Raw genomic sequence first — 25,496 nt, 5'->3', positions numbered from 1 at the left:
ACCCGCATCCGCGCCGCCGCCGACGAGATGGCGCTACTCACCGAGACTTTTCTGCTGCTGGGCCGCAAGGAAGAGGTGGAGCGCCCGCCCCAACAGGTGGCACCGCTCATACGCCAGGAGCTGGCCCGTCTCGCCCCGCTGCTGCAGCGGGAGGAGCTGGATATCCGGCTGCAGCTGGACGACGAGAGCGAGGCGCTGGCCCCCCTCTCTCTGCTCGCCATTGCGCTCGGCAACCTGCTGAAGAATGCCCTTAGCTACGCCGAGGGGCACATCGACATCGAGCTGGTCGGCCCCCTGCTCACCATCAGCAACCCCACTGCCGCCGCGCCGGATCAGATCCTCGGCTACGGCTGCGGCCTCACCATCATCCAGCGCATCTGCGAGAAGCTGGGCTGGCAGATAGAGACCCGGCTGGAAGAGGGCATCTTCAGCGCCAGGCTGGTGATGATCACCAACGACCCCGCGAAAGATAAGGCATAGCGCTCCTTCCTCATCCCCGACCCTTCTTCCCGTCAATTCAGAGTGCCCTAAGGGCTAGGATGAGGGCGCGGCGGCACCCGCCAGATAACAACAGGGCGCCCGAAGGCGCCCTGTTTGCAATGCGTTGGCGGCAAGCCTGGCGTCACTCCGCCGGCTTGTGCTTGCGACTCGCCTTGAGCTCGAGAAACTCGATGATCTTGCCGGCCACATCCTTGCCGGAGGCGGCCTCCACCCCTTGCAGACCAGGGGAGGAATTGACCTCCAGCACCAGCGGGCCGCGGGCACTGCGCAGGATATCCACCCCTGCTACGTCCAGCCCCATGATCTTGGCGGCCTGCACCGCGGTGGCCCGCTCTTCCGGGCTTATCTTGATCGCCTCGGCGGTGCCGCCCCGATGCAGGTTTGAGCGAAACTCCCCAGGCTGGGCCTGGCGGCGCATGGCGGCCACCACCTTGCCGTTGACCACCAGACAGCGGATGTCGGCGCCGTTGGCCTCACGGATGTACTCCTGCACCAGGATGTTGTTGTTGGTCTGGATGAAGGCCTCGATCACGCTCTCGGCGGCCTTCTGGGTTTCGCACAGCACCACGCCGATCCCCTGGGTTCCCTCCAGCAGCTTCACCACCAGGGGCGCACCGCCCACCATGGTAATGAGGTCGGGCACGTCGTGGGTGCTGTGGGCATAGCCGGTCACCGGCAGGCCGATGCCGTGGCGGGAGAGCAGTTGCATGGCCCGCAGCTTGTCGCGGGAGCGGGAGATGGCCACCGAGCTGTTGAGCGCCATGGTGTTCATCATCTCGAACTGACGCAGCACGGCGGTGCCGTAGAAGGTGATGCTGGCCCCGATGCGCGGGATCACCGCATCATAGCTCTCCAGCTCCCGTCCTTCGTAATGGATGGAGGGGTTGTGGGAGGCGATGTTCATGTAACAGCGCAGGGTGTCGAGCACCTCGACCTGATGACCGCGCGCCTGCGCCACCTCGACCAGACGGCGGGTGGAGTAGTTTTTCGGCTCACGGGATAAAATGGCGATCTTCATGACAATTCCGCTAGGAGGCAGTGCCTGGGCAGGATGGGGCGGGAGAGTATAAAGTGCCACAGCGCCAAGACAACGCCAATTGTTTCTCCTGACAACAAGACAAACCACACAGAAACGTGCGCTGCCATCCCGCTGTCACCCGCTTGTCAAACGACGGCACCAGACTGGTCTGTCTCCCGGGTCTGGATGCCGCCTCCTTCAGCGAGGATCAATCGGGCCGACGCCTCAGTGCAGGTTCGGCCCCAGCCAGCGTTCGGCCTCTGCCAGGGTCATCCCTTTGCGTACGGCGTAGTCCTCCACCTGATCCCGCTGGATCTGGGCCACCGCGAAGTACTTGCTGTCGGGGTGGGAGAAGTACCAGCCGGACACCGCCGCTCCCGGCCACATGGCGTAGGACTCGGTGAGCTGCATGCCGATGGCCTGTTCCACGTCCAGCAGCTCCCAGATGCTCCCCTTCTCGGTGTGCTCCGGGCAGGCCGGGTAACCGGGCGCCGGGCGGATGCCACGGTAGTTTTCGCGGATCAGCTCCTCGTTGGAGAGCGCCTCGTCCGGGGCATAGCCCCAGTGCACTTTGCGCACCTGCTCGTGCAGGTACTCGGCAAAGGCTTCCGCCAGACGGTCGCACACCGCCTGGATGAGGATGGCGTTGTAGTCGTCGTGCTCGGCCTTGTAGGCTTTGGCGATGGCCTCCTCACCGATGCCGCCGGTCACCGCGAAGGCGCCGATCCAGTCGGGCTTGCCGCTCTCTTTCGGCGCCACATAGTCCGCCAGACAGTAGTTGGGGAAGCCCTGCTTCTCGCTCTGCTGGCGCAGGTGGTGCAGCACTTTTTTCACTTCAGTGCGCGACTCGTCGGTGTAGACCTCGATGCTGTCCCCCACCGTGTTGGCGGGGAACAGGCCGACGATGCCGGCACAGCGCACGCTCTGATCCTGTTCCAGCTGGTCCAGCATGGCGTTGGCGTCGGCGTACAGGCGCGTCGCCTCCTCCCCCACCACCTCGTCTTCCAGGATGCGGGGGAACTTGCCCGCCAGCTCCCAACTGAGGAAGAACGGCGTCCAGTCGATGTAGGGGCGCAGCACCGAGATGGGCACGTTCTCGAACTTCTGCACGCCGGGCTCCCGGGGCGCGGGCGGCTCATACCCCACCCAGTCCAGCTGATGGCGGTTGGCGCGAGCCTCCGCCAGCGTGATGGGGCGCGAGCGCGGCTGCTTGCGGGCGTGCTGCTCGCGGGCGATCTCGTACTCCTTGTCGATGCGGGCCACGAAGGCGGGCTTGAGATCCTCGCTCAACAGGCTCTGGGCCACCCCCACGGCGCGAGAGGCGTTGGAGACATAGACCACGGGCTCGGAGTAGTTCTGCTCTATCTTCACCGCGGTGTGGGCCTTGGAGGTGGTGGCGCCGCCGATGAGCAGCGGCAGCTTGAAGCCCTGGCGCTCCATCTCTTTGGCCACGTGCACCATCTCGTCGAGAGATGGGGTGATGAGGCCCGACAGGCCTATGATGTCGGCATTCACCTCCCGCGCCGTCTTGAGGATGGTCTCGCAAGGGACCATGACCCCGAGGTCGATGATCTCGAAGTTGTTGCACTGCAGCACCACGCCGACGATGTTCTTGCCGATGTCGTGCACATCCCCCTTCACGGTAGCGAGCACGATTTTGCCGTTGCTGGAGCCACCGGACTTCTCCGCCTCGATGTAGGGCTGCAGGTAGGCCACCGCCCGCTTCATCACCCGGGCCGACTTCACCACCTGAGGCAGGAACATCTTGCCGGCGCCGAACAAATCGCCCACCACGTTCATGCCGTCCATGAGCGGCCCCTCGATGACGTGCAGCGGCCGCTCGGCCCCTGCGCGCGCCTCTTCGGTATCCTCCTCGATGAAGTCGGTGATGCCTTTCACCAAAGCGTGTTCAAGTCGCTTGCCCACTGGCCAACTGCGCCACGCCTGATCCCGCGGATCTTCGGCCTGGGCGCCCGCACCGCGATACTTCTCGGCGATGGCCAGCAGCTCCTCGGTGGCGTTGTCATTGAGGTTCAGCACCACCGCCTCGACCTTCTCTTTGAGCTCGGCCGGGATGTCTTCATAGATGGCGAGCTGGCCGGCGTTGACGATCCCCATGTCCATGCCGTTCTTGATGGCGTGGTAGAGGAAGACGGCGTGGATCGCCTCGCGCACCGGCTCGTTGCCCCTAAACGAGAAGGAGACGTTGGAGACGCCACCGGAGATCATGGCGTGGGGCAGGTTATCCTTGATGTCCTTCACCGCGTCGATGAAGTCCACCGCGTAGTTGTTGTGCTCGTCGATGCCGGTCGCCACCGCGAAGATGTTGGGGTCGAAGATGATGTCTTCCGGCGGGAAGCCCACCTGATCCACCAGGATGCGGTAGGCGCGCTGACAGATTTCGAACTTGCGGGCGCGGGTATCCGCCTGCCCCACCTCGTCGAACGCCATCACGATGACGGCGGCGCCGTAGCGGCGCAGCAGTTTCGCCTGCTCGATGAACTTGTCCACCCCCTCCTTCATGGAGATGGAGTTGACCACCGGCTTGCCCTGCACGCACTTGAGACCGGCCTCCAGCACTTCCCACTTGGAGGAGTCGATCATCACCGGCACCCGGGCAATATCCGGCTCGCCGGCGATGAGGTTCAGGAAGCGCACCATGGCCGCCTCGGCGTCCAGCATCCCCTCGTCCATGTTGATGTCGATGATCTGGGCGCCGTTTTCCACCTGCTGCTTGGCGACGTCCAGGGCCTCGTCGTAGAGACCCTCCTTGATGAGCCGCTTGAACTTGGCCGAGCCGGTGACGTTGGTACGCTCCCCCACGTTCACGAACATGGATTCAGGGGTGATGATGAGGGGCTCCAGGCCCGACAACCGGCAGGCCACCGGCAGGTCCGGCAGGACCCGCGGCTTGATGCCCGCCACCGCGTCCGCCATGGCGCGGATGTGGGCCGGGGTGGTGCCGCAGCAGCCGCCCACCAGGTTGAGAAAGCCGCTTTGCGCCCACTCGCGGATATGCTCCGCCATCTCGGCAGCGTCGAGGTCGTACTCGCCAAAGGCGTTCGGCAGACCGGCGTTGGGGTGGGCACTCACGAAGGTTTCGCTGATACGAGAGAGCTCCTCCACGTACTGACGCAGCTCGTCTGGCCCCAGCGCGCAGTTGAGACCGAAGGAGACGGGTTTGACGTGGCGCAGCGAATGGTAGAAGGCCTCGGTAGTCTGGCCCGAGAGGGTGCGGCCGGAGGCGTCCGTGATGGTGCCGGAGATCATCACCGGCAGGCTGTAACCCAGCTCCTCGAACACCAGGTCCACCGCGAAGGCGGCCGCTTTGGCGTTGAGGGTATCGAAGATGGTCTCGATGAGGATGAGGTCGGCGCCGCCCTCGATCAGGGCATGGGTCGATTCGGTGTAGGCGGCCACCAGCTGGTCATAGGTAACGTTGCGCTTGCCCGGATCGTTCACGTCCGGCGAGATGGAGGCGGTACGGTTGGTGGGCCCCAGCACCCCGGCCACGAAGCGCGGCTTGTGGGGCTCTTTGGCGGTCCACTCGTCCGCCACGGTGCGGGCCAGCCGGGCCGCCTCGCGGTTGATCTCGGCCGAGAGATCTTCCATCTCGTAGTCGGCCATGGCGATGCGGGTGGCGTTGAAGGTGTTGGTCTCGAGGATGTCGGCGCCGGCGGCACAGTACTGGTCGTGGATCTCGCGAATGACAGAGGGGCGACTCAGCACCAGCAGATCGTTGTTGCCCTTGATGTCGGTGTGCCAGTCGGCAAACCGCTCCCCCCGATAGTCCGCCTCACCGAGCTTGTAGCCCTGGATCATGGTGCCCATGGCCCCGTCGATGATCAGGATCCGCTCCTTGAGACAGGCTTCCAGCTTGTTTGTCACATCCGACTTTTTGTTCGACACCGCTCGTTCCTCTTACATCCATGCAACTGCGTAAACAGCATCCTAACAGCAAACAAATCAAATGGAAATCTAGCCGTCTATCTGTCTATATTGGCGCTCTATATACTCACAAATGGGTAATGAGTAACATGTGACCCAAGAGTACCCTATGCCCGTCCTCAATAGGGATACGTGCTTGCTGTTTACTAAAGAGAAAAATAACTATGAGCGTCTACTACACACTCTGCTTCCTGGCAGCGTTGGCGATCTTTATCGCCTTTGCCAATCAGTATGTTGTGAAGATCCAGACCACCATCGCCATCACTGCGGGCTCCATGCTGATCTCCGCGCTGATGGTGCTGTTCGGTAAGCTGGGCTGGTTCAATCTGGAACCCCTGGCCGTCAAGACCATGGAGAGCATCGACTTCCAGAATTTCCTGCTGAAGGGGATCCTGGGCTTCCTGCTGTTCGCCGGTGGTCTCGGGATCAACCTGAAAGCCCTGCGCAGTCAGAAGTGGGAAATCACCATTCTGGCCATATTGGCGACCCTGCTCTCCACCTTCCTCATCGGCTATGGCTTCTGGTTCATCGCCAAGCTGCTGGGTTGGGACGTGCCGCTGGTCTACTGCATGTTGTTCGGTGCCCTGATCTCCCCCACCGACCCCATCGCCGTGCTGGCCATCGTCAAGAAGATGAAGGCACCACCCCAGATCGCCATCCAGATCGAGGGGGAGTCGCTGTTCAACGACGGTGTTGGTCTGGTGATCTTCGCCACCGTGTTTGCCGTGGCATTTGGCGGCGTCGAGCCCACCTTCGGCAGCGTGGCCGGCCTGTTCCTGCATGAGGCCCTCGGCGGCATCCTGTTCGGTGCCGTGCTGGGTCTCATCGCCCACGTGATGATCAGCGCCACCGATGACGGCTCGCTGGAGCTGCTGCTGACCCTCTGCATCCCGACCGCCGGTTTCGCCTTCGCCAACATGATCGGCGTCTCCGGTGCTCTGGCCATGGTGGTGACCGGCATCATGATCGGCAACTGGACTCGTCACAGCGGCTTCTCCGAACAGAGCAGCCATCACCTGGATCACTTCTGGGAGTTGATGGACCAGTTCCTCAACGCCCTGCTGTTCCTGCTGATCGGTCTGGCGCTGGTGCTGCTGGATCTGGCCTGGCAAGACTGGATCCTGCTGGTCATCGCGGTGCCGCTCTGCCTGGCCGCCCGCTTCATCAGCGTGTCGCTGCCCTATGTGGCCTTCCGCAAGTTCCGCAGCTACAACACCTTCTCGGTGCGGATCCTCACTTGGGGCGGTCTGCGCGGCGGTCTGGCCATGGCCATGGCGCTGGCACTGCCGTCCGGCGTCATGATGCTGCCGGAGCACGGCGTCGACCTGCGCCAGGTCATCCTGGTGATGACCTACTCGGTGGTGATGTTCTCCATCGTGGTGCAGGGCATGACCATCACCCCCATGATCACCGCAGCCAAGAAGGCCTGCGGCGACTACTGAGCCATCGGCTGAGATCACCTGATGATGAAAAAAGGGCTCCTTCGGGAGCCCTTTTTGTGGCCACCAGACGGCCGTGAAATAAAAACTGCAAATAATTGTTTGCTTTTTGCGCATGTCGAGGAGAGAATGCGCGCCGGCTAGTTAATCAGCCCTGTTTATGTTTGCCCTGCAATGCTTCACCTCACGATGAATCCTGTCAGTACCCGCATAACCTTCTTCTGATTTACTCGCCCTGAGAACCGTTCAGGCTGTCTGCCTGCGTTGCCCGGCTCTCACGGTGCAGACCCGATCTGCCCACTCCCAAGTAGCATCATGCATCCGCGTGGTCCTTGGCGTATTCCTTGAAAGTGCAGACGCCCCTGAACCGGGCTGGGTATTCCTGCGCGCTCGTCCGCTATCTTGCTGACCGCGCCCATCGACCTGACATTTGCCAATACAAGGAGCAAAAACTTAATTTATATAGAGAAATACCATGATGAAAAGCGTACAAACTCGCAAACCCCTGCGTCGCAGCAAGCCCATCAACCTGCCCGTGCAAGAGCACGACTATGATGCGTTTCTGATCCAGTTCAGCACCCGTTTCAGCGGCGGCTTCGCCGTCTCCTGTGACGGCATTGCCGGCGAGTTCTCCATCGAAGAACTCAACTGATCCTGCCTGCCCACCGGCAGCGCCCGATGCAGACAGGCCGCAACTCACGGCGGCCTCTTTGCCTCATTCCCCCGGCTCTGCTGATATCCTGCCAGCCATGCCACAGCCCCTCAGATCGGGCAAGCCTCTACCCCTTCAGCCTCCAGCAACAGACACTCATCCGCATCCTCGGCCAGTTTGACCAACCGGCTTTGCACCAGCCCCAGCTTGGCCAGCAGCGCCACCGAACGCGCGTTGCCCGGGGTGACGATGGCAACCACTCGCTCGATGCCGAGCCGCTCCCGACCATCCTGCAGCGCCGCCTGCGCCGCTTCGATGCCATAACCCTGACCGCGCCAGGCGGGCAGGAAGGCGTAGCCGATGTCTTCACAAGGCAGGGTATCGCGCTTGATCAGGCCGCAGATGCCGAGCTTGGCTCCGTCGCTGCGCCTTGCCACCAGGTAGAGACCGTGACCATGACGGGCATAGCTGACCGCCGGCCCTTGCTGGATGTAGTTTTCAGCATCCAGCAGGGTGCGGATGCCCCGATCGCCGATGTAGCGGTGAAAGTCGGGATCGTTGAGCAGTTCGAGAATGAAGGGGGCATCGGCAACCGCCAGTTCGCGCAGTTCCAGGCGCTCGGAGAGGATCATGGCAAGGGCTCGCTTAGAAGAGACAGGCCCCAAGACTGCCCCCGCAACCGCTCATTGGCAAGGCCGTCACCATGAAAAAGGGCCGCGGTGCGGCCCTGGTCGATGAGATGGGTGGCGTCAGGCCGCCAGCAAGCCGGCATAACCGTTGCCCTGCTCGCGCAGCGCGACGAACACGGCGGCGCAATCGGGCCAGGCGAGGCCGAGTCGCTCGGCCACCTGGGTTGGCCACTCGGGCGGTGCCGCTTCCCCCACATCCGACTGCGCCGCCAGTGCGATGGCCAGATGGATGATCGCAGCCTCGGCAGAGAACTCCTTGGCCAGCAAGGGGTTGTAGTGGTACTCCACCGCATGGCAGATGCTCAGGGGGAATTGCCAGCGCCTGGCCATCTCGGCCCCGGTCTGGGCATAGTTGAAGCCGACCACCAGCTCCTCGGCCTTGGCGCGTCCCTTGCTGGGCTCCAGATCCTTGATGTGGTTCACCATGTTCTCCGGCAGCCCCACGTGCATGATGAGCCGCCCCATGTCGTAGAGCAGGGCGCAGGTGAACACCTCCTCCCCCTTCATGCCCTTGAGCTTGGCCAGCCGCCTGGCCAGTTCGGCCACGTCGAACACCTTGCCCCAGAAATGCTTGAGCTCGATGCCGGGCACGGCACCGATGGAGCCGGTCAGGCCGCAGGCGAACACCATGTTGCGCACCACGTCGACCCCGAGCCGCACCACGGCCTCGTTGACGGTGGCGACCTGGCGACTGCCACCAAACTTGGCGGAGTTGGCCAGCCGCAGCAGCTTGGCGGAGATCACCGGATCCTTGTTGATCTTCTTGGCAATCAACAGGATATCCGGTTCTTTCTCATTGAAGGTCTGCACCAGTTCGCGCATGACTTCGGGCACGTTGGGCAGGTTCTGGGGCTTGGATAACAGCGAGTCTATGGTGGGCATATTGGTATCCGTCCATGCGATTTCATGATGGTTGTCGTTTGCAGACCGCAAACCCACATTAATTATGAGTAACAAAAACAGCCCATACCGAAATGTTTTTATCGAAATATTTCAATGTGTTAATAGCGATATCGCTATACTGACATCCTTTATAACATAACGAGGCACAGCACATGAGCGAACCCACCGAGTTCTTCGACGAGCAAACCCTGCTGGAGATGGTCGACAACCAGCTGAGCGACGGCCACCCGCTGCAGGTCAAGGCGACCCTGATGCGGCTGGTGATGAAGGGCACCCCGCGCGAGGAGGCGCTGCAGTATATCGCCTGCGCCCTGGGGGCCGAGCTGATGGCGATGGAAGCGGATCAGGGCCCCTTCAACCTCGAGCGCTACGGCCAGTTTCTGGACTCCCTGCCCGAGATGCCCTGGGCCGAATAAACCTTCTTGCCCGCCGGCGGCAACCCGGCCGCCGACCCGCTCCCGTTAGGCAAGCCGCCCCGCCAGCCATTATCATTACTGCCACCGGACAGCAGGGGGGAGCAAGCATATGCGCTGGCAAGGTCGCCGCGAGAGCAACAATGTGGAAGACAGGCGCCAGCAGGGCGGCGGGGGCGGCATCCCCATCGGCGGCAAGGGGCGTCTGATCCTGCTGGTGGTGGTCATGGTGGCCGGCTATTACGGGGTGGATCTCTCCCCCCTGCTCAACGAGCCGGCATCCCAGACCCCGCCCCAGCGTCAGGAGATGTCTCAGCCGGCCAAGGATCCCCTCGCCAGGTTCACTTCGGTGATGCTCGCCTCCACCGAGGATGCCTGGGGCGAGATCTTCCAGCAGAGCGGCAACCGCTATCAGGCCCCCAAACTGGTGCTCTATCGCGGCGCAACCCGTACCGGCTGCGGCCAGGGTCAGTCGGTGATGGGGCCTTTCTACTGCCCGGCCGATCGCACCGTCTACATCGATCTCTCCTTCTATCAGGAGATGCGCGACAAGCTGGGAGCCGACGGCGACTTCGCCCAGGGCTACGTGGTGGCGCACGAGGTGGGCCACCACGTGCAGAACCTGCTCGGCATCGAGCGCAAGATGCGTGAACAGCAGCAGGGGCTGAGCCGGGCCGAGCAGAACAAGCTGTCGGTCAAACTCGAGTTGCAGGCTGACTGTTTTGCCGGCGTCTGGGGCCACTACATGGAGCGGGAACAGGTGCTGGAAACCGGCGATCTGGAGGAGGCGCTCAACGCCGCCCAGGCCATCGGTGACGATCGTCTGCAGCAGCAGAGCCAGGGCCGGGTGATCCCGGACAGCTTCACCCACGGCAGCTCGGCCCAGCGCTACTCCTGGTTCAAGCGCGGCTTTGACAGCGGCAAGCCCGCCAGCTGCAACACCTTCGCCGCCCGCTAGACGCCCAAAAAAGGGGCCGGCTCCTGACAGGATCCGGCCCCTTTTCTCATACAGGGATGAAGATCAGTACTGGGAGTTGACGATCACCTCCTCCCCCAACGCGCCAGCCAGCGGCAGCGGCCGGTAGGTGGAGTTGGCCGCGCGCAGCAGCCGGATGCCACGAATGCCGATCTCCTGCGCGGCCTTGATGTCGCCATCGGCATCGCCGTAGAAGACCTTCATCTGCTTCTCCTTGAGCCACTGCACCTTGGTGTTCTGGCCCGGCTGATCACCGGCGAAGATCACCGGATTCAGTCGATCGGCGGGGATCCCCATGGTCTGCTGCAGGGTCTGGCTGACGGTCTCGGTCTTGGTGGCCGAACGGCCGGTAACGAAATAGATGTGATCGCCGCGCTGGAGGTGCATGGCGATGAGCGCCTTGCCCACCTCTTTCGGCACGCTGAAGGCGTCCCAACCGTTGTTCATCTTCTCCCAGAAGGCGGGGTTCTTCAGGTAGCTCTCGTCGTTGGGGGAGAACTCCTGCTTGCCGCGATAAAACCCCGGGCTGGAGAAGAGCAGGGTGTCGTCGATGTCAAAACCGACCGCCATCGGCGGCAACCCATCCAGGCTCCTGGCAATCTGCGCCACCGACACCCAGTGAATGGGCGCCTGCTGGGACAGGGTCACCGCAGTGACACCGGCAGGGCTGGCCGGAGCTTCGACGGCCACGGCAGGCAGGGTCAGGCTGGCGGCAACCAGGGAGGCAAGCAGGGCAAAACGGGGCAATGCGGACATGATACGACTCGTCACATAAAGGAAACAGGGGGCCGATCCTGCCCCATGCCGGCACAGGAAACCGTGAAACCCGCCACAAAACAGGGCCAGGTGGCACGCATCTCTACCGCAAGCCCCCATCTTGGCGCAATCGCCAAACAGGATGGCGTAGACGCCAAGGTCGGAGCAGACCACAGGCCCCATACTGGCCGCGCCCATCCACTCAGGAGCCCATCATGGATTACAAGCAATGGCTGCAAGCCTGCCTCAACCGGGTCATCTGCGACCCCGATTTCACCCCGGCCGAACTCGATCACTGGTTCTGCCCGGACTATGTCCAGCTGGTGGATGACCAGCGGCTGGATCGCGCCGCCTTCGAACAACACCTGTTGGCGCTGCGCCAGAGCCTGGCCCGCTGCGAGATCCGTTTTGTCTCGCTGCTGGCAGAGGGAAACCGGGTGCACTCCCTGCATCGGGTGCGGGCCTGGCGTCACGACGGCGCACGGATCGAGTGCAAGGTGAGCGCCCTGTTCACCTTTCAGGGCGAACGCCTGAGCCACACCGATGAACTGACCTGCCTGCTGGCAGGGGAGCCAACCGACCGGGATCTCGGCTCCCGCCTCACGGCCCCGTCGGTTCCCGCAAGCAGCGATTGAAGGCGTGAGAAAAGGCGCTGAAATCCCCGTATCCCAGCTCAAGGGCTATCCGCGACAGCGGCTGGCTCTGTTGCTGCAACTGGCGGGCCCGACCCATCACAACCTGTTGCCGCCATTGTCGAAAGCTGCAGCCCAGCTGCCGGCTGAACAGCCGGTTGAGGGTGCGCACCGAGGCACCTGAATCGGCAGCCAGCTCCGCCAACCCGTATTCGATGGAAGGGTGCCTGCAGACCTGCTCCAGCACCCTCAGCAGCCGCACATCCAGCCCCGCGCTCAACATGAATCCGGTCGCCACCGGCGTCTGTCTCAGTTCGGCTGCCAGTACCGTCAGATAGGCATCCCTGAGGCCCGGCTCCGCCATGTCTGCCAGCCGATCGAACAGGCCGACCAACAGCGGACTCACCTGGCGGATCGTCAACTCGCCCCCTCCATCCAGGTCATCCAGATAGACCAGACTGAGTTGGGAGTGGCGCAGCACCCTGAACTCATGGGCCAGCCCGGCCGGGATCAGACAGAGCTGACCCGCCACCAGCAGCACGCCTGTCCCCTGACTGCTGATCACGCCGCCGCCCCGATGCAGGTAGCAAAACTGCGGGCCGTCGTGACAGTGAAGGGACGTGAGCGCGCCCTGGGGGTAGTCGCGATACAGGAGGTTCATGACGAAGCCCCCAGGCCCAGGGCCCACCCGCAGACAGGTTCTTTCGGCACTTCTTGTCCCACGCTCTCGCCCCGGTGGGCTATAACTGCTGTACGCTTTCTAGTGACATTCAAGTCAATTGCGCCTTTTATTGGAGATGCCATGGACGTGCACACCGCCGTTGCCCACCCGAACACAGCGACTCCCTCTTCACCACAGGCCAGGCTCGATGCCATCGACCAGCTGATGGCCAGACTCGAACTCTCTCCTGACGGGCAGATCCTGGACGCCAACCCGCGTTTTCTCGCCATCATGGGCTATCAGCTAAGCGAGCTCAAGGGCCAGCATTACGCCATGCTGTTGCCGCACGACGTGCTCGACTCGCCTGCTCATGCCGCCCACTGGGAGGCATTGAAGGCGGGCAGGGAGCAGGAGGGAGAGTTTCACCGGCTGGATCGGCACGGCCGGGACATCTGGCTGCGGGGCAGTTGCAGCCCCCTGCTGGACGAGCAGGGCGCGCTGAGCCGGATCATCGAATACAGCATGGATCTGACCGAGCAGAAACAGCTCAACGCCAACTTCGAGGGGCAGCTCAACGCCCTGAGCCGGGTCATGGGCAAGGTGGAGTTCTCGCTGGATGGCACCATTCTCGATGCCAACCCGCGCTTTCTCGAGATCGTGGGTTATCAGCTGGAGGAGCTGAAAGGCAAGCACCACAGGCTGCTGGTCGACCCTGATTATGCCCAGTCGGCCGATTATGGCGCCTTTTGGGAGACCCTGCGCCGCGGCGAATACCTGGCGGGAGAGTTCTGCCGGATCGGCAAGCAGGGGCAGGAGGTCTGGATCCAGGGATCCTACAACCCGGTGCTGGATCTGACCGGCAAACCCAGCAAGATCGTCAAGTTTGCCACCGACATCACGGCTCAGGTGGAGCAGCATCACCAGCTCAAGCGCGCCATGGAGGAGGCCGAAGAGGCCGCCAGGGTGCGCGAGGAGCTGCACAAGTCGCTGCAGGAGATGTCGACCCCGGTGACCCCCATCTGGGACGGAATCCTGCTGTTGCCGCTGGTGGGGATCATCGACTCCATGCGCACCGCCGACGTGATGAACAAGTCGCTGACCAAGATTGCCGAGACCCGGGCCCGGGTCTTCGTGCTGGACATCGCTGGGGTCGCCACCGTGGACACCGGCGTCGCCAATCAGCTGATCAAGATCACCAAGGCCACCCAGTTCATGGGGTGCGAGGCCATCATCTCCGGCGTCTCGCCGGCCATCGCCCGTACCATGGTGGAACTGGGTGTCTCAGTCGGTGACATCCGTACCACGGCGACCCTGCGGGATGCGTTCGAGATAGCCCTCAAGCGGGTCGGATCCACCCTCTAGGAACGCCGATCATGTTGCTCAACAACGATCTGGGCATCGCCGACGTGGCTGGCTGCATCGTCGTCAGCATGCGACCAGACCTCGGTGACGAAGGCATGCAACAACTGACGCAGGCACTCTCCCTGCGGCTGGTGCAGGGGCGCCAGCACGCGGTGCTGCTCGACTTCTCCGGGGTCATGCTGCTCGATCACCACGAGTTTCGGCAGGTTCGCAAACTGGCCGAGGTGTGCCGCCTGCTGGGAGCCGTCTGCCTGCTGGTGGGGCTGAATGCGGGGATCGCCGCCTTCCTGGCGCTGGCCGACGTCGAGCCGGGGCCGCTGCGCTGCTTTCTCGACATGGACGACGCCTTCGCCCATGCCCGTACCCTCAAGGGTGAGGAGTAGGCACCATGGAGCAGGAGCTGAGCACCCAGCAGGCCCGCTACCCATTGCGTCACGACATCGATCTGCACCTGACGGTGATGGCGGTGCGTCGCCTCCCCTTCATCGCCGACCTCTCCGAGGTGGATCGCACCATGCTCTCCACCGTGGTCTCCGAGCTTGGCAGCAACATCCTGAAGTATGCCGAACGGGGGGAGATCACCCTTACCCTCCACCATCCCAGAGGACGCCCCTGCATCGACATCATCGCCCGCGATCAGGGCCCCGGCATCCCCGACATACATCAAGCCATGCAAGAGCACTACAGCACCTCGGGTACCCTGGGGCTGGGGCTGCCCGGCGTGCGGCGCATGATGTCTGAACTCACCATCAGCACCCCGCCGGAAGGAGGTACCCTGGTGCAGGCCCGCAAGTGGCTGGGTGCGGCCCCCGTGGAGCCAAGGCCGGTTTCTCCCCTCTCATGCACTGGGCAGCTGCACGCCGGCCTTGGCCTGGCATGGGCCAGCGAGAACCGTCCCTGCTACCCGGAGCGGCTCTCCGGCGATCTGGCGTTCATCCGGCCGGGGCCCGAGGGGGTGTCGCTGGTCCTGATCGACGTGAGCGGTCACGGCGCCTCTGCCAACCAGCTGGTACAGATATTGGAAGCGACGTTGCAGCAGACCCGTGAACAGGAACCCGCCCATCTGCTGCAACTGCTGCACCAGCGCTGCATCGGCACCCGGGGCGCCGCCGCCGGCGTGGCGCTGATCAACGGCGAGCGGGGTGAGCTGAGCTATGCCGGCATCGGCAATACTCGCATCTGTCTGCGCGGTCACGACCCCTGGCGCGGCATCTCCCGCGACGGGGTGCTGGGAGAACGCTTCCCCACCCCCCTGCTGCAGCGCCAGCCCCTCGTCGCCGGAGACGTGGTGATGCTCTACTCGGATGGCATCAGCGAATCCCTCAACCTGCGCGACGGCGCACTGGATCTTGCCGCCGAGCCCGCCACGCTGGCCCACCAGGTCATCGCCCACAGCGGCCGCAGCACCGACGATGCCAGCTGCATCGTGTTGCGCGTGCTGCCGGCAGAGGAGAAGTAGATGCGGCAACTGATCGGTGAAACCCTGTTGTCCGGCCCTGCGGCGGCCCTCACCGCCCGGCGCAAGGTGATCCAGGTGCTCACCTGCCTCGACAAATCGCCGACCTTCGTGGCTCCGCTGGCGGGGGCAACCTCAGAGCTGGTGCGCCAGCTGATGGCGACTTCGGATCCACTGCAACTGCAGCTGTGGCTGGAACCAGAGGCGCAGGAGCTGTGGCTCACCCTCACGGCCGATGTCCCGCTCTCCCCCGCCCCTGCCGACATGCATCCGGGCAGCATCCGGCTGGAGGTGCACGCCGACAATCTCCTCGCCCTGGTCTGCCGGTTGCCGCACTGGCCAGATGCCGGGCGGCAACAACAGATGCAGCAGCAGTTCGCCGAACCGACTCGGGAAGAGCTGTTTGCAGTGATGCAGGCCAAGAACCAGGAGCTGGAGCAGGCCTATGAACTGGCGGAGAGCGCGACCCAGGCCAAAAGCGAATTTCTCGCCAACATGAGCCACGAGATCCGCACCCCCATGAACGCCATCCTCGGCATGTCCCACCTCGCCCTGCAGACCCGGCTCGATCCGCAGCAGCTCGACTATGTCAGCAAGATCCAGCGTGCCGCGCAGCACCTGCTCGGCATCATCAACGACATCCTGGATTTCTCGAAGATCGAGGCGGGCAAGCTGGATCTGGAACGGATCGAGTTCGATCTCGACCACGTGCTGGAAAACCTCGCCACCCTGGTGGGTGAAAAGGCGGAAGCCAAGGGCATAGAGCTGTTGTTCGAGGTCGACCACCAGCTCGACACCCTGCTCTATGGCGATCCCCTGCGTCTCGGCCAGATCCTCATCAACTACGCCAACAACGCGGTCAAGTTCACCGAGCAGGGAGAGATCCTGGTCAAGGTCCGCTGTCTGGAGAAGCTGCCGCAAGAGGTACTGCTGCACTGCTCGGTGCAGGATACCGGGATCGGCATGAGCCAGGAGCAGCAGCAGCGACTGTTCCAGTCCTTCCAGCAGGCGGACAGCTCCACCACCCGCAAGTACGGTGGCACCGGGCTTGGCCTTGCCATTTGCCGCAAGCTGGCGGGCCTGATGGGGGGCGAGGTGGGCGTACAGAGCGAGCCGGGCCAGGGCAGCACCTTCTGGTTTACCGCCAGGCTCGGCCGTGGCAGGCGCAGATCCCGCTATCTGCCGAGCCTGGATCTGCGCGGCCGCCGCATGCTGGTGGCCGACGACAGCGCCAGTGCCCGCACCATACTGGCCGCTCTGCTGCGCGGCATGAGCTTTGTGGTGGACACTGCAGAGTCCGGCCAACAGGCCCTGCAGATGATCGCGGATGCCGAGCAGCAGGGAACCCCCTATGAGGTGGTGCTGCTGGACTGGCGCATGCCGGGACTGGACGGCATCGAGACGGGGCGCCGTCTCATCGCCCGAGGTGCGGGCCGGCGCCCTTACCGGGTCATGGTGACCGGCTACGGACGCGAGGAGATCTTTCGCGAGGCCGATGCTGCTGGTTTTGATCGGGTACTGGTCAAGCCGGTCTGCGCCTCCGTACTGTTCGATACCGTCATCGGCCTGTTCGGGCAACAGGCAGCGACCCTCTCCTTCAAGCATCAGGCGACCCATCACTATCGCTTCGACGGCCTGCAGATCCTGCTGGCGGAAGACAACGAGCTCAATCAACAGGTGGCGCTGGAGCTGCTGCAGGCGGTAGGCGCCAAAGTGAGTGTGGCCAGCAATGGTGCCATCGCACTGGATATGGCGACCAAGGCCCCCTACGACCTGATCCTGATGGACATGCAGATGCCGGTGATGGATGGGCTGGCCGCCACCCGGCAACTGCGCCAGCAAGAGGGAACCGGGCAACACATTCCAATCCTGGCGATGACCGCCAACGTCATGGCCGGTGATCGCGAGCGCTGCCTCGCCGCCGGCATGGACGATCACATCGCCAAGCCCATCGATCCCGACAAGCTCTATGACGCCCTGCAACGCTGGGCAACCTCCTTCAGCCGCGAGGTCGGGGCCAGATTCAAGACGTCGCAACCGCCCCCGGCATCGTCGTTGCTGCCACAGCTGTGCGAGCTCGGGCTCAATGCCGAACGAGCCTTGCAGCGGCTGATGAACAACTGGGGCTGGTATCAGGATCTACTGCTGCGCTTCGCCCAGCAGGGTACGCAACCCATGGCAAGCCTGCTGACCGCTTTGCAGGCAGACGAACGGGAAGAGGCACACCGGCATGCCCATACCCTCAAGGGAATAGCGGCCACCCTGGGCGCCGAATCATTGCAGGAGATCGCGGCCACACTGGAAAACGCCATCACCCGGGGCGACGAAGTTGCCGCTCTGCTGCCACTGGCCGAACAGGGGCTGCAACTGCAAGCACAACTGGCGCAGGGGCTGCTGCAGTTGCTGCCAGACGAAGTACCCGACCAGCCAGAACAGGAGAAGATCGATACCGCTCCCCTGCTGAACCGGCTCACCGGGCTGCTGCTGGAGGATGATGCCGAAGCCTTCACCCTGTTTCAGCGCCATCAGGCCCGGCTCGCCCCCCTGCTGGGGGAGAGGGCGCCAGCCATCGGTGAGGCCATGAGCCGTTTTCGTTTCGACGATGCACTGGCTCATCTGCAACAAGTCCGGGCCCTCAGACCCGATCTGTTCAACCAAGAGTGAGGGCACCATCATGCTCAACTTGCTGGATCCAGATACCAAACCCACCCTGCTGGTGGTCGACGACACGCCGGAGAACCTCTCCCTGCTTAGCGCCCTGCTCAGCCCCCATTATCGGGTCAAGATAGCCATCAGCGGCCAGCGGGCGCTGGAGATCCTCTCGACCGGCCCCCGGGTGGACTTGATCCTGCTCGACGTGGTGATGCCCCAGATGGATGGCTACCAGGTGATGCAGGCACTGCAAGAGATGCCGCAGGCGCGGGAGATCCCGGTGATCTTCCTGACCGCCCAGGTGGAGGAGAGCGCGGAGGCACACGGCCTGGCACTCGGGGCCGTCGACTACATCCACAAGCCGATCTCCCCCGCCATCGTGCTGGCCAGGGTCAGAAACCACCTGGAGCTGAAAACAGCGCGGGATCTGCTGCACGATCAGAACGCCTATCTGGAGCAGGAGGTGGAGCGGCGCACCCGGGAGAACGAGCTGATCCAGAACATCACCATCCACTCCCTCGCCTCGCTGGCCGAAACCCGCGACAACGAGACCGGCAACCACATATTGCGAACCCAGCACTATGTGCGGCTGCTGGCGGAGACCCTCTGCGATCACCCCCGCTTTCATGCCGAACTGACCCCCAAGACCATAGACCTGCTGTTCAAGTCGGCCCCCCTGCACGACATCGGCAAGGTCGGCGTACCGGACCGCATCCTGCTCAAACCCGGCAAGCTGGATGAAGAGGAGTTTGCCCAGATGAAACACCACTCCATCCTCGGCAAGGAGGCCATCGTCCACGCCGAGGAGGCGCTCGGGGTGGAGGTGGAGTTCCTGCGGCTGGCCAAGGAGATCGCCTGCTACCACCACGAGAAGTGGGACGGCACCGGTTATCCCTACGGCCTGATCGGCGACGAGATCCCCCTCTCGGCCCGGCTGATGGCGCTGGCCGACGTGTACGACGCCCTCATCAGCAAGCGCTGCTACAAGGCCGCCATGTCCCACCAGGAGGTGGTGCCCATCATACTGGCGGGGCGGGGCAACCACTTCGACCCCGACATCACGGACGCCTTTGCCTCCATCCACCAGCAGTTCCACGAGATCGCCCTGCGCTACAACGACGACAAGGGCGAGCGGGAGGCCAATCGCGACTAGGTGGTGGCGGGCAGCAGATCGGTGAAGACGAAACCGTCCCGCTCCACCGTCTCGCCGGTCCGGATGGCCAGCGGGTGGCGGAACATGGGGCCATCCCAGGCCAGGGTATGAAACTCGCCGTTCTCGCCGCACGGGTCCACCCCGTCGGGCAGCGCCGCCAGCAAGGCCGCATCAAACTCATGCCCGCCAAGGGTGGCAGGCAGCTTGCGTGGATCCAGAGTGCTGATCCTGGCCCTGAGCCCTGCCGCCATCATCTGATGTGCCAGCTCGTCTGTCTTGTTGCCCCACAGCGGAAACAGCGGCGTGATCCCCGTCCCCGCCAGCTGCCGCTCCCGATAGGCGCGCACGTCCTCAAGAAAGAGATCGCCAAACGCCATGTGGCGGATCCCCTGTGCCACCATGTCGGCGATGAAGTCGGTCATGATGCGGGCGTAATCTTCGTTGCTGCAGGGCCAGGGCAGGTCGATGGTGGTCAGCGGCAATCCCACGCATTCGGCCTGCGCCAGCAGCAACTGCTTGCGCACCCCGTGCATGGCCACCCGCTCGAATGCCTGGTTGAGGGTGGTGAACAGGCCCACCACCTCGATGGCAGGATCCTGCCGCAGTGTGTGCAGCGCCCAGGCGCTGTCCTTGCCGCTGCTCCAGGAGAGCAGCACCTTGGTCTTCGTCATGATATCTCCAGCAATCCGGTGGCCGGGCACTGGTGGCCAGCCGGCGCACCTTGGTTGTCATTCGCCCCGGGCGCGGTGCCCGTCCTCGCCTTGCTGCACCAAAAAGCTGCAAGACAGTGTTGCGAATTGTGCGATTTACAGGTCGGGATGCAAAAGCATACCCTCGGTAGTGAGCGTGTCCCCTGCAAGGATGGGGAACAATAACTAAAAAGACGATGGGAAACATAAGGATATGACGACAGTCACGCAAGCTTACGACCACAGCCGTCCCCTCAACCGACAGGACTACAAGACTCTGAGCCTGGCGGCGCTGGGCGGTGCCCTCGAATTTTACGACTTCATCATCTTCGTCTTCTTCGCCGTGGTGATCGGCGAGCTCTTCTTCCCCGCCGACATTCCCGAGTGGTTGCGACAGTTCCAGACCTTCGGCATCTTCGCCGCCGGCTATCTGGCTCGTCCGCTGGGCGGCATCATCATGGCTCACTTTGGCGATCTCATCGGCCGCAAGCGGATGTTCACCCTGAGCATCATCATGATGGCGCTGCCCACCCTGCTGATCGGCCTGCTGCCCACCTACGCCGTGCTCGGCATCGCCGCCCCCCTGCTGTTGCTGCTGCTGCGGATCCTGCAAGGGGCCGCCATCGGGGGTGAAGTGCCCGGCGCCTGGGTGTTCGTCGCGGAGCACGTACCCGCCCGCCGGATCGGGGTCGCCTGCGGCACCCTCACCGCGGGATTGACGGCCGGCATCCTGCTCGGCTCCCTGGTGGCCACCGCCATCAACCGCGGCATGAGCCCGAGCGAGGTGAGCGACTGGGGCTGGCGTCTGGCCTTCGTGCTTGGCGGGGTGTTCGGCATCGTCGCCATGTACCTGCGCCGCTGGCTGCACGAGACCCCGGTCTTTGCCGAGATGCAGGCCAACAAGGCGCTGGCGGAAGAGCTGCCGCTCAAGACGGTGCTGCGCAGCCACAAGGGCAGCGTCGTGATTTCCATGCTGCTCACCTGGCTGCTCTCCGCCGGCATAGTGGTGGTGATCCTGATGACCCCCACCTACCTGCAGAAGGTGCACGGCATCAGCCCGGCCGATGCACTGACCGCCAACTCGCTGGCCATTCTGGCGCTCACCTTCGGCTGCATCGTCTATGGCCGGCTCATCGATGCCCTCGGCAGCGGCCCCACCTTCATGCTGGGTTCATTGCTGCTGGCCGGCGCCAGCTACGCCTTCTATCACGGGCTGGCGAGTGACACCAGCCAGCTGGTGCCGCTCTATGTCCTGGCCGGTTTTGCGGTAGGGATCGTCGGCGCCGTGCCCTATGTCATGGTCAACGCCTTCCCGGCGGTGGTGCGCTTCTCCGGGCTGTCGTTCTCCTACAACGTGGCCTACGCCATCTTCGGCGGCCTCACCCCCATGCTGGTGACCCTGTGGATGAAGAGCGACATGCTGGCCCCCTCCCACTACGTGGTAAGCCTGTCGGTGCTGGGCTTTGCCATCGGCCTGTGGCTCTGGCTGCAACAGCGCAGTCAGCGCCAGAGCGCGCCGCAGGCCGCCTGAACCCTCCCGAGCCCCGCCCAGTGCGGGGCTTTTTTCATACCGCCTGTGTTCAGGTCGGCCGACTTAAGATAGCCTCCCTCTCGGGCCCCTCGACGGCCCGGGACTACTCCGCCCCCCAGTCATTCGAGGTTCATGATGTTCTTTCAGGTCGTATTTCTCGCCTTGCTGGCGCTGCTGCCCATGGTCAACCCACCCACCACGGCCACCCTGCTGCTGGGGCTGAGCAAGGGGATGTCGCGCGAACACGTGCGCCGCCAGATCAACCTGGCCGCCATCTATCTGTTCTGCACCCTCTGCGTCAGCTTCTTCATCGGCTCCTCCATCCTGGATCTGTTCGGGATCTCCATTCCTGGCCTGCGCCTGGCCGGCGGTCTCATCATCGCCTTCATCGGCTTTCGCATGCTGTTCCCGGCTCCCAGCCAGGCGGACGGGGTCGACATCAACCAGAGCATCGCCTTCGTGCCGCTCACCATGCCCAGCATGTGCGGGCCGGGTACCATGGCGCTGGTGATCAGCGGCGCCGCCCAGATCGCCGAGCTGCCGGACGAATACAACCGCTTCACCATCTATGCCGCCATGGTCACAGCCTTCGCCCTGATGAGCCTGCTCAGCTGGGGCGTGCTCAAGCTGGCGGATCCGGTCTGCAAGATCCTGGGCGCCACCGGCATCGACGCCATGACCCGGATAATGGGCTTCTTGCTGGTCTGCATGGGTATGCAGTTCTGCATCAACGGCATCAAGGAGGTGGCCCAGGATCCGGTGTTCCACAGTGCGCCGGAGGTACAAATGGCACCCACGTTGCCACACGTATCCGGCACCCTTGATCAACTGCAGGATCCGCGCCAGCCCTGACTGAAAACGGTGTCATAAATGCGCAAAAATCGGCGCTGATCTTGCGCCTGATCATGTTGCTGACACACAAATGAGTTAGTTTGTTTTTTATACAGATTCGATTCAGAGTGTGCTTGGTAGGTTTGTGGATGGACACCCACTCACTTCAGGGGATGTGCAAATGGAAAAGATGCTGACCGAGATTGGAAGCTACAGCCTGTTTCATGAATATCTGAACGTGGTCGGTGCCGCCAGCCCCGCTCTGACCCGGATCAAGAGCCGGTGGGAGTACAAACAGAGCGATCGTCTGGTTGCCCAGATCAGGGTCGACCAACAAGGCAACGCGCGCTTCTTCATCGACGCCCGCGCCATTTCAGTCAACTGACCGAGCTTCGCATCTGCAGCCCCGGCCCTTGCCGGGGCTTTTTGTTTCCCATGATCCCGGATAGCAAAACCCCGGCACCTGGCCGGGGTTTTGCTATCTCGGGAGTACCGCTCACTGCCCTTACTGGGTGCCGCCCACGGTGAGCTGATCCAGCTTGAGGGTGGGCTGGCCGACACCGACCGGCACGCTCTGTCCCTCCTTGCCGCAGACCCCGACCCCGCGATCCAGCGCGAGATCCTTGCCCACCATGGAAACCTGGCTCATCGCCTCGGGGCCGTTGCCGATCAGGGTCGCCCCCTTGATGGGCGCGGTGATCTTGCCATCCTCGATGAGGTAGGCCTCGGAGGCGGAGAAGACAAACTTGCCAGAGGTGATGTCCACCTGACCGCCGCCGAAGTTGGGGGCATAGATCCCCTTCTTCACCGAGGCGATGATCTCGGCCGGGTCGTACTGACCCGCCAGCATGTAGGTGTTGGTCATGCGCGGCATCGGCAGGGCGGCGTAGGATTCGCGGCGGCCGTTGCCGGTGAGCGGCACGCCCATCAGACGGGCGTTCTGCTTGTCCTGCAGATAGCCCTTGAGAATGCCGTTCTCGATCAGCACGTTGTAGCCGCCCGGTGTCCCCTCGTCGTCGATGGAGACGGAGCCGCGCCGACCCGGCAGGGTGCCGTCATCGACGATGGTGCAGTGCTTGGAGGCCACCTGCTCACCGATGCGACCGGCAAAGGCAGAGGAGCCCTTGCGGTTGAAGTCCCCCTCCAGACCGTGACCCACCGCCTCGTGCAGCAGCACGCCGGGCCAGCCGGCACCAAGCACCACCGGCATGGTGCCGGCCGGTGCATCGATGGCGTCGAGGTTGACCAGCGCCTGGCGCACCGCTTCGCGCACATAGCCAAATGCCCGGCTCTCCAGCCCGTCCAGCTCGAGGAAGTAGTCGTAGCCGAAGCGGCCACCGCCACCGGCACTGCCGCGTTCGCGACGATCGCCCTTTTCGGCGATGACGGTCACCGAGAGGCGCACCAGCGGACGCACATCGGCGGCCAGGGTGCCGTCGGTGGCGGCCACCAGCACCTCTTCATAGACGCCACTGATGGAGGCCATCACCTGATTGATGGCGGGATCCAGGCTTCTGGCGAACTTGTCCATCTGCTCCAGCAGGGCGATCTTCTGCTGCTTGTCGAGGGTCTGCAGCGGATCCAGCGCCGGGTAGAGCAGGTTTGCCGAGGTTCTGGCCCACGCCTTCACCTTGCCCTGCGCACCGGCAGCCGCGATGCCACGGGCGGCAGTCACCGACTGTTGCAGTGCCAGCAGGCTCAGCTCGTCCGAGTAGGCGAAACCGGTCTTCTCGCCGCTGACGGCGCGTACCCCCACCCCCTGATCGATGTTGTAGCTGCCATCCTTGACGATGCCGTCCTCCAGCATCCAGGACTCGTGCCAGCTGCGCTGGAAATAGAGGTCGCCGAACTCCACCTGATGGCTCATCAGGCTGCCGAGCAGCTGCTGCAGGCGCCCTTCGTCGAGATCGTTCGGGGCCAACAGGGAGGCACTAACCTGGCTCAATAGACTCAATCTTTCTCTCCACTCTCGATGCGAGATGTCGTAACGGTTAAATCCCCGACCCTGGGTTCGCTTGGCGAAACGTCAGTGGACGTCCAACCCACCATCGGGTTTGCAAGCGTCCGACTCCCCCACCACAGGGCGAATCGAACCTGCACATGTTCATAGCAGACGGGCATGACCCAGCACCGGCATGGTGCGTTGCAGTTCGTCGACAAGACCAGTATCCAGCGGCGCCAGCACGGTGCCGCGCCCGCTGGCCAGGCTGGCCAGCACCCTGCCCCAGGGGTCGATCACCATGCTGTGGCCCCAGGTCTGGCGCCCCGTCTCGTGGGTGCCGCCCTGATTGGCGGCCACCACGTAGCACTGGTTCTCGATGGCGCGGGCCCGCAGCAGGGGTTCCCAGTGCGCCTCGCCGGTCACGGCGGTGAAGGCGGCAGGCACCAGCAGCACGCGGGCGCCGGCGCGGGCCAGCCGGCGGTACAGCTCGGGAAAGCGCAGATCATAACAGATAGAGAGGCCGAGGGGACCAAACGGGGAGTCCACCAGCACAGGCTCCTCGCCGGGGGTGAAGGTCTCCGACTCCCGATAGCGGCCGTGATTGTCCGCCACGTCCACGTCGAACAGGTGGATCTTGTGGTAATGGCCCTTGCGCTCGCCGCTGGGGTCAAACACCAGGGTACTGGTGTGGATATGGTCGGAACCGGCGATGCTGGTGGGCATGGCCCCGGCCACCAGCCAGATACCGTAGTCACGGGCCCATTCGGCCAGTTGCTGCTGGATCGGCGCTGCTCCGCCCAGAGTAGGACCTATGGTCTCGGCCCCGTCCAGATAACCCTGCCGCTCGCCAAACAGGGCGAAGTTCTCCGGCAACAGCACCAGCAGCGGCCGCTCCTTGGGCAACAGGGCCAGCTCGGCGGCGATCTGCTCCCGGTTATCCTGCCAGTTGCGGCCCGATACCAGCTGTATTGCGGCTAACCACATGACGTGCTCCTTGTCGTTGTTGCTAGTGTCAGATGCTGACCGCATCGCCAGCCTGCAGGGTGTAATCCAGCACTATGATGCGCTCCAGCACCGGGCGGAAGATGGCCTTGAGGGCATCGTGATCCGGGTGGGGCAGATAGCGCTGGCGGGCCGCTTCGTCGGCAAAGGTCATCAGCACGCTGTGGGTGAAGCCCTCAGCCCGCCCCTCCGGGCTGTCGTCCCGCCCCCACTCCACCGCCAGCACGCCGCTGACCTGATGGGGAATGGCGAGAAAGGCGGCGCGCACCGCGTCTGTCTGCTCGGGCAGG

24 protein-coding genes are annotated in these 25,496 nt (G+C 63.6%); 14 read left to right on the top strand and 10 right to left on the bottom strand.

Features of this window, described 5'->3' with window-relative positions:
- Positions 1–480, top strand: a 480-nt coding sequence (locus tag BN1143_RS15415; RefSeq protein ID WP_042051255.1) for a sensor histidine kinase, incomplete at its 5' end; no start/stop codon positions are given.
- A gap of 142 nt (positions 481–622) precedes the next feature.
- On the opposite strand, the gene rimK is transcribed toward BN1143_RS15415, so the two are convergent.
- Both rimK and metH read right to left on the bottom strand, forming a co-directional pair.
- Positions 623–1,519, bottom strand: coding sequence for a 30S ribosomal protein S6--L-glutamate ligase (gene rimK, locus BN1143_RS15410; protein ID WP_005308166.1), 897 nt, complete (start codon positions 1,517–1,519; stop codon positions 623–625).
- A 225-nt stretch (positions 1,520–1,744) separates the two neighbouring features.
- A complete protein-coding gene (gene metH / locus BN1143_RS15405; RefSeq protein ID WP_042051253.1) occupies positions 1,745–5,428 on the bottom strand; it encodes a methionine synthase in 3,684 nt (1,227 codons plus the stop codon).
- A gap of 203 nt (positions 5,429–5,631) precedes the next feature.
- Here metH and BN1143_RS15400 point away from each other — a divergent pair, with 203 nt between their 5' ends.
- Positions 5,632–6,909 carry a cation:proton antiporter gene (locus BN1143_RS15400; RefSeq protein WP_017785993.1) on the top strand — a complete coding sequence of 426 codons (1,278 nt, stop codon included), beginning with the start codon at positions 5,632–5,634 and terminating at the stop codon, positions 6,907–6,909.
- Positions 6,910–7,381: 472 nt separating this feature from the next.
- Positions 7,382–7,558 carry a hypothetical protein gene (locus tag BN1143_RS22055; protein ID WP_005308161.1) on the top strand — a complete coding sequence of 59 codons (177 nt, stop codon included), beginning with the start codon at positions 7,382–7,384 and terminating at the stop codon, positions 7,556–7,558.
- Between the two features lie 110 nt (positions 7,559–7,668).
- On the opposite strand, the gene BN1143_RS15395 is transcribed toward BN1143_RS22055, so the two are convergent.
- Positions 7,669–8,190: a GNAT family N-acetyltransferase gene (locus BN1143_RS15395; RefSeq protein WP_042051251.1), complete on the bottom strand. Its 522-nt coding sequence runs from the start codon at positions 8,188–8,190 to the stop codon at positions 7,669–7,671.
- Between the two features lie 117 nt (positions 8,191–8,307).
- Complete coding sequence (locus tag BN1143_RS15390) at positions 8,308–9,129, bottom strand: HDOD domain-containing protein (protein ID WP_005308156.1); 822 nt, start codon at positions 9,127–9,129, stop codon at positions 8,308–8,310.
- Between the two features lie 173 nt (positions 9,130–9,302).
- Here BN1143_RS15390 and BN1143_RS15385 point away from each other — a divergent pair, with 173 nt between their 5' ends.
- The gene (locus tag BN1143_RS15385; RefSeq protein WP_005308154.1) at positions 9,303–9,566 is read left to right on the top strand and encodes a hypothetical protein; all 264 of its coding nucleotides are present in this window, start codon (positions 9,303–9,305) and stop codon (positions 9,564–9,566) included.
- Positions 9,567–9,675: 109 nt separating this feature from the next.
- Complete coding sequence (gene ypfJ, locus BN1143_RS15380; protein WP_042051248.1) at positions 9,676–10,521, top strand: KPN_02809 family neutral zinc metallopeptidase; 846 nt, start codon at positions 9,676–9,678, stop codon at positions 10,519–10,521.
- 63 nt (positions 10,522–10,584) lie between these two features.
- On the opposite strand, the gene aphA is transcribed toward ypfJ, so the two are convergent.
- A complete protein-coding gene (gene aphA / locus BN1143_RS15375) occupies positions 10,585–11,295 on the bottom strand; it encodes an acid phosphatase AphA (protein ID WP_042051246.1) in 711 nt (236 codons plus the stop codon).
- Between the two features lie 215 nt (positions 11,296–11,510).
- Between aphA and BN1143_RS15370 the strand changes: the two genes are divergently transcribed.
- Positions 11,511–11,930 (top strand): nuclear transport factor 2-like protein, encoded by a 420-nt coding sequence (locus BN1143_RS15370; RefSeq protein ID WP_042051245.1) that lies wholly within the window; start codon positions 11,511–11,513, stop codon positions 11,928–11,930.
- Here BN1143_RS15370 and BN1143_RS15365 read toward each other — a convergent pair.
- Positions 11,896–12,588, bottom strand: a complete 693-nt coding sequence (locus BN1143_RS15365) for an AraC family transcriptional regulator (RefSeq protein ID WP_082038578.1) — start codon at positions 12,586–12,588, stop codon at positions 11,896–11,898. The two genes, BN1143_RS15370 and BN1143_RS15365, sit on opposite strands and share 35 nt — an antisense overlap.
- Before the next feature lie 141 nt (positions 12,589–12,729).
- Between BN1143_RS15365 and BN1143_RS15360 the strand changes: the two genes are divergently transcribed.
- The 5 genes from BN1143_RS15360 to BN1143_RS15340 are packed head-to-tail and all read left to right on the top strand — an operon-like array spanning position 12,730 to position 19,211.
- The gene (locus BN1143_RS15360; protein ID WP_042051244.1) at positions 12,730–13,950 is read left to right on the top strand and encodes a PAS domain-containing protein; all 1,221 of its coding nucleotides are present in this window, start codon (positions 12,730–12,732) and stop codon (positions 13,948–13,950) included.
- A gap of 11 nt (positions 13,951–13,961) precedes the next feature.
- Positions 13,962–14,333 carry an STAS domain-containing protein gene (locus tag BN1143_RS15355; protein ID WP_042051243.1) on the top strand — a complete coding sequence of 124 codons (372 nt, stop codon included), beginning with the start codon at positions 13,962–13,964 and terminating at the stop codon, positions 14,331–14,333.
- 5 nt (positions 14,334–14,338) lie between these two features.
- Positions 14,339–15,409, top strand: a complete 1,071-nt coding sequence (locus BN1143_RS15350; protein ID WP_042051242.1) for an ATP-binding SpoIIE family protein phosphatase — start codon at positions 14,339–14,341, stop codon at positions 15,407–15,409.
- A complete protein-coding gene (locus BN1143_RS15345) occupies positions 15,410–18,070 on the top strand; it encodes a response regulator (protein ID WP_042051241.1) in 2,661 nt (886 codons plus the stop codon). It begins immediately after the preceding gene.
- Positions 18,009–19,211: an HD-GYP domain-containing protein gene (locus BN1143_RS15340; RefSeq protein ID WP_019840512.1), complete on the top strand. Its 1,203-nt coding sequence runs from the start codon at positions 18,009–18,011 to the stop codon at positions 19,209–19,211. Before BN1143_RS15345 ends, BN1143_RS15340 begins: the two co-directional genes overlap by 62 nt.
- Here BN1143_RS15340 and BN1143_RS15335 read toward each other — a convergent pair.
- Positions 19,208–19,882, bottom strand: coding sequence for a Dph6-related ATP pyrophosphatase (locus BN1143_RS15335; RefSeq protein ID WP_042051239.1), 675 nt, complete (start codon positions 19,880–19,882; stop codon positions 19,208–19,210). The genes BN1143_RS15340 and BN1143_RS15335 overlap by 4 nt on opposite strands.
- A 232-nt stretch (positions 19,883–20,114) precedes the next feature.
- Between BN1143_RS15335 and BN1143_RS15330 the strand changes: the two genes are divergently transcribed.
- The 3 genes from BN1143_RS15330 to BN1143_RS15320 all read left to right on the top strand — a co-directional run bounded on the left by BN1143_RS15330 (position 20,115) and on the right by BN1143_RS15320 (position 22,647).
- Positions 20,115–21,431: an MFS transporter gene (locus BN1143_RS15330; RefSeq protein ID WP_042051237.1), complete on the top strand. Its 1,317-nt coding sequence runs from the start codon at positions 20,115–20,117 to the stop codon at positions 21,429–21,431.
- A 135-nt stretch (positions 21,432–21,566) separates the two neighbouring features.
- A complete protein-coding gene (locus BN1143_RS15325; protein WP_042051236.1) occupies positions 21,567–22,283 on the top strand; it encodes a MarC family NAAT transporter in 717 nt (238 codons plus the stop codon).
- A 160-nt stretch (positions 22,284–22,443) separates the two neighbouring features.
- Complete coding sequence (locus tag BN1143_RS15320; protein WP_005308127.1) at positions 22,444–22,647, top strand: hypothetical protein; 204 nt, start codon at positions 22,444–22,446, stop codon at positions 22,645–22,647.
- Positions 22,648–22,767: 120 nt separating this feature from the next.
- Here the strand turns inward: BN1143_RS15320 and tldD are convergent, their stop codons facing one another.
- From tldD to BN1143_RS15305, 3 genes are all read right to left on the bottom strand, one after another.
- Complete coding sequence (gene tldD, locus BN1143_RS15315; RefSeq protein WP_024942708.1) at positions 22,768–24,216, bottom strand: metalloprotease TldD; 1,449 nt, start codon at positions 24,214–24,216, stop codon at positions 22,768–22,770.
- 150 nt (positions 24,217–24,366) lie between these two features.
- Complete coding sequence (locus tag BN1143_RS15310; protein ID WP_042051234.1) at positions 24,367–25,188, bottom strand: carbon-nitrogen hydrolase family protein; 822 nt, start codon at positions 25,186–25,188, stop codon at positions 24,367–24,369.
- Positions 25,189–25,216: 28 nt separating this feature from the next.
- Positions 25,217–25,495 (bottom strand): Dabb family protein, encoded by a 279-nt coding sequence (locus BN1143_RS15305; protein ID WP_042051232.1) that lies wholly within the window; start codon positions 25,493–25,495, stop codon positions 25,217–25,219.
- Between the last annotated feature and the right edge of the window lies 1 nt (position 25,496).

Origin of the sequence: Aeromonas dhakensis (assembly GCF_000820305.1) — a bacterium.
GTDB classification, from domain to species: domain Bacteria; phylum Pseudomonadota; class Gammaproteobacteria; order Enterobacterales; family Aeromonadaceae; genus Aeromonas; species Aeromonas dhakensis.
This window is presented reverse-complemented; position numbering and strand designations above follow the sequence as displayed.

Bases quoted from the DNA above. Each gene is read 5' to 3' on its own strand.
- BN1143_RS15370 (WP_042051245.1), top strand. From the start codon at position 11,511: ATGGATTACAAGCAATGGCTGCAAGCCTGCCTCAACCGGGTCATCTGC.
- BN1143_RS15355 (WP_042051243.1), top strand. From the start codon at position 13,962: ATGTTGCTCAACAACGATCTGGGCATCGCCGACGTGGCTGGCTGCATC.
- BN1143_RS15365 (WP_082038578.1), bottom strand. From the start codon at position 12,588: ATGAACCTCCTGTATCGCGACTACCCCCAGGGCGCGCTCACGTCCCTT.
- BN1143_RS15350 (WP_042051242.1), top strand. From the start codon at position 14,339: ATGGAGCAGGAGCTGAGCACCCAGCAGGCCCGCTACCCATTGCGTCAC.
- BN1143_RS15385 (WP_005308154.1), top strand. From the start codon at position 9,303: ATGAGCGAACCCACCGAGTTCTTCGACGAGCAAACCCTGCTGGAGATG.
- BN1143_RS15330 (WP_042051237.1), top strand. From the start codon at position 20,115: ATGACGACAGTCACGCAAGCTTACGACCACAGCCGTCCCCTCAACCGA.
- rimK (WP_005308166.1), bottom strand. From the start codon at position 1,519: ATGAAGATCGCCATTTTATCCCGTGAGCCGAAAAACTACTCCACCCGC.
- BN1143_RS15400 (WP_017785993.1), top strand. From the start codon at position 5,632: ATGAGCGTCTACTACACACTCTGCTTCCTGGCAGCGTTGGCGATCTTT.
- BN1143_RS15340 (WP_019840512.1), top strand. From the start codon at position 18,009: ATGCACTGGCTCATCTGCAACAAGTCCGGGCCCTCAGACCCGATCTGT.
- BN1143_RS22055 (WP_005308161.1), top strand. From the start codon at position 7,382: ATGATGAAAAGCGTACAAACTCGCAAACCCCTGCGTCGCAGCAAGCCC.
- BN1143_RS15395 (WP_042051251.1), bottom strand. From the start codon at position 8,190: ATGATCCTCTCCGAGCGCCTGGAACTGCGCGAACTGGCGGTTGCCGAT.
- ypfJ (WP_042051248.1), top strand. From the start codon at position 9,676: ATGCGCTGGCAAGGTCGCCGCGAGAGCAACAATGTGGAAGACAGGCGC.
- BN1143_RS15310 (WP_042051234.1), bottom strand. From the start codon at position 25,188: ATGTGGTTAGCCGCAATACAGCTGGTATCGGGCCGCAACTGGCAGGAT.
- BN1143_RS15390 (WP_005308156.1), bottom strand. From the start codon at position 9,129: ATGCCCACCATAGACTCGCTGTTATCCAAGCCCCAGAACCTGCCCAAC.
- BN1143_RS15360 (WP_042051244.1), top strand. From the start codon at position 12,730: ATGGACGTGCACACCGCCGTTGCCCACCCGAACACAGCGACTCCCTCT.
- BN1143_RS15325 (WP_042051236.1), top strand. From the start codon at position 21,567: ATGTTCTTTCAGGTCGTATTTCTCGCCTTGCTGGCGCTGCTGCCCATG.
- BN1143_RS15345 (WP_042051241.1), top strand. From the start codon at position 15,410: ATGCGGCAACTGATCGGTGAAACCCTGTTGTCCGGCCCTGCGGCGGCC.
- BN1143_RS15335 (WP_042051239.1), bottom strand. From the start codon at position 19,882: ATGACGAAGACCAAGGTGCTGCTCTCCTGGAGCAGCGGCAAGGACAGC.
- BN1143_RS15320 (WP_005308127.1), top strand. From the start codon at position 22,444: ATGGAAAAGATGCTGACCGAGATTGGAAGCTACAGCCTGTTTCATGAA.
- aphA (WP_042051246.1), bottom strand. From the start codon at position 11,295: ATGTCCGCATTGCCCCGTTTTGCCCTGCTTGCCTCCCTGGTTGCCGCC.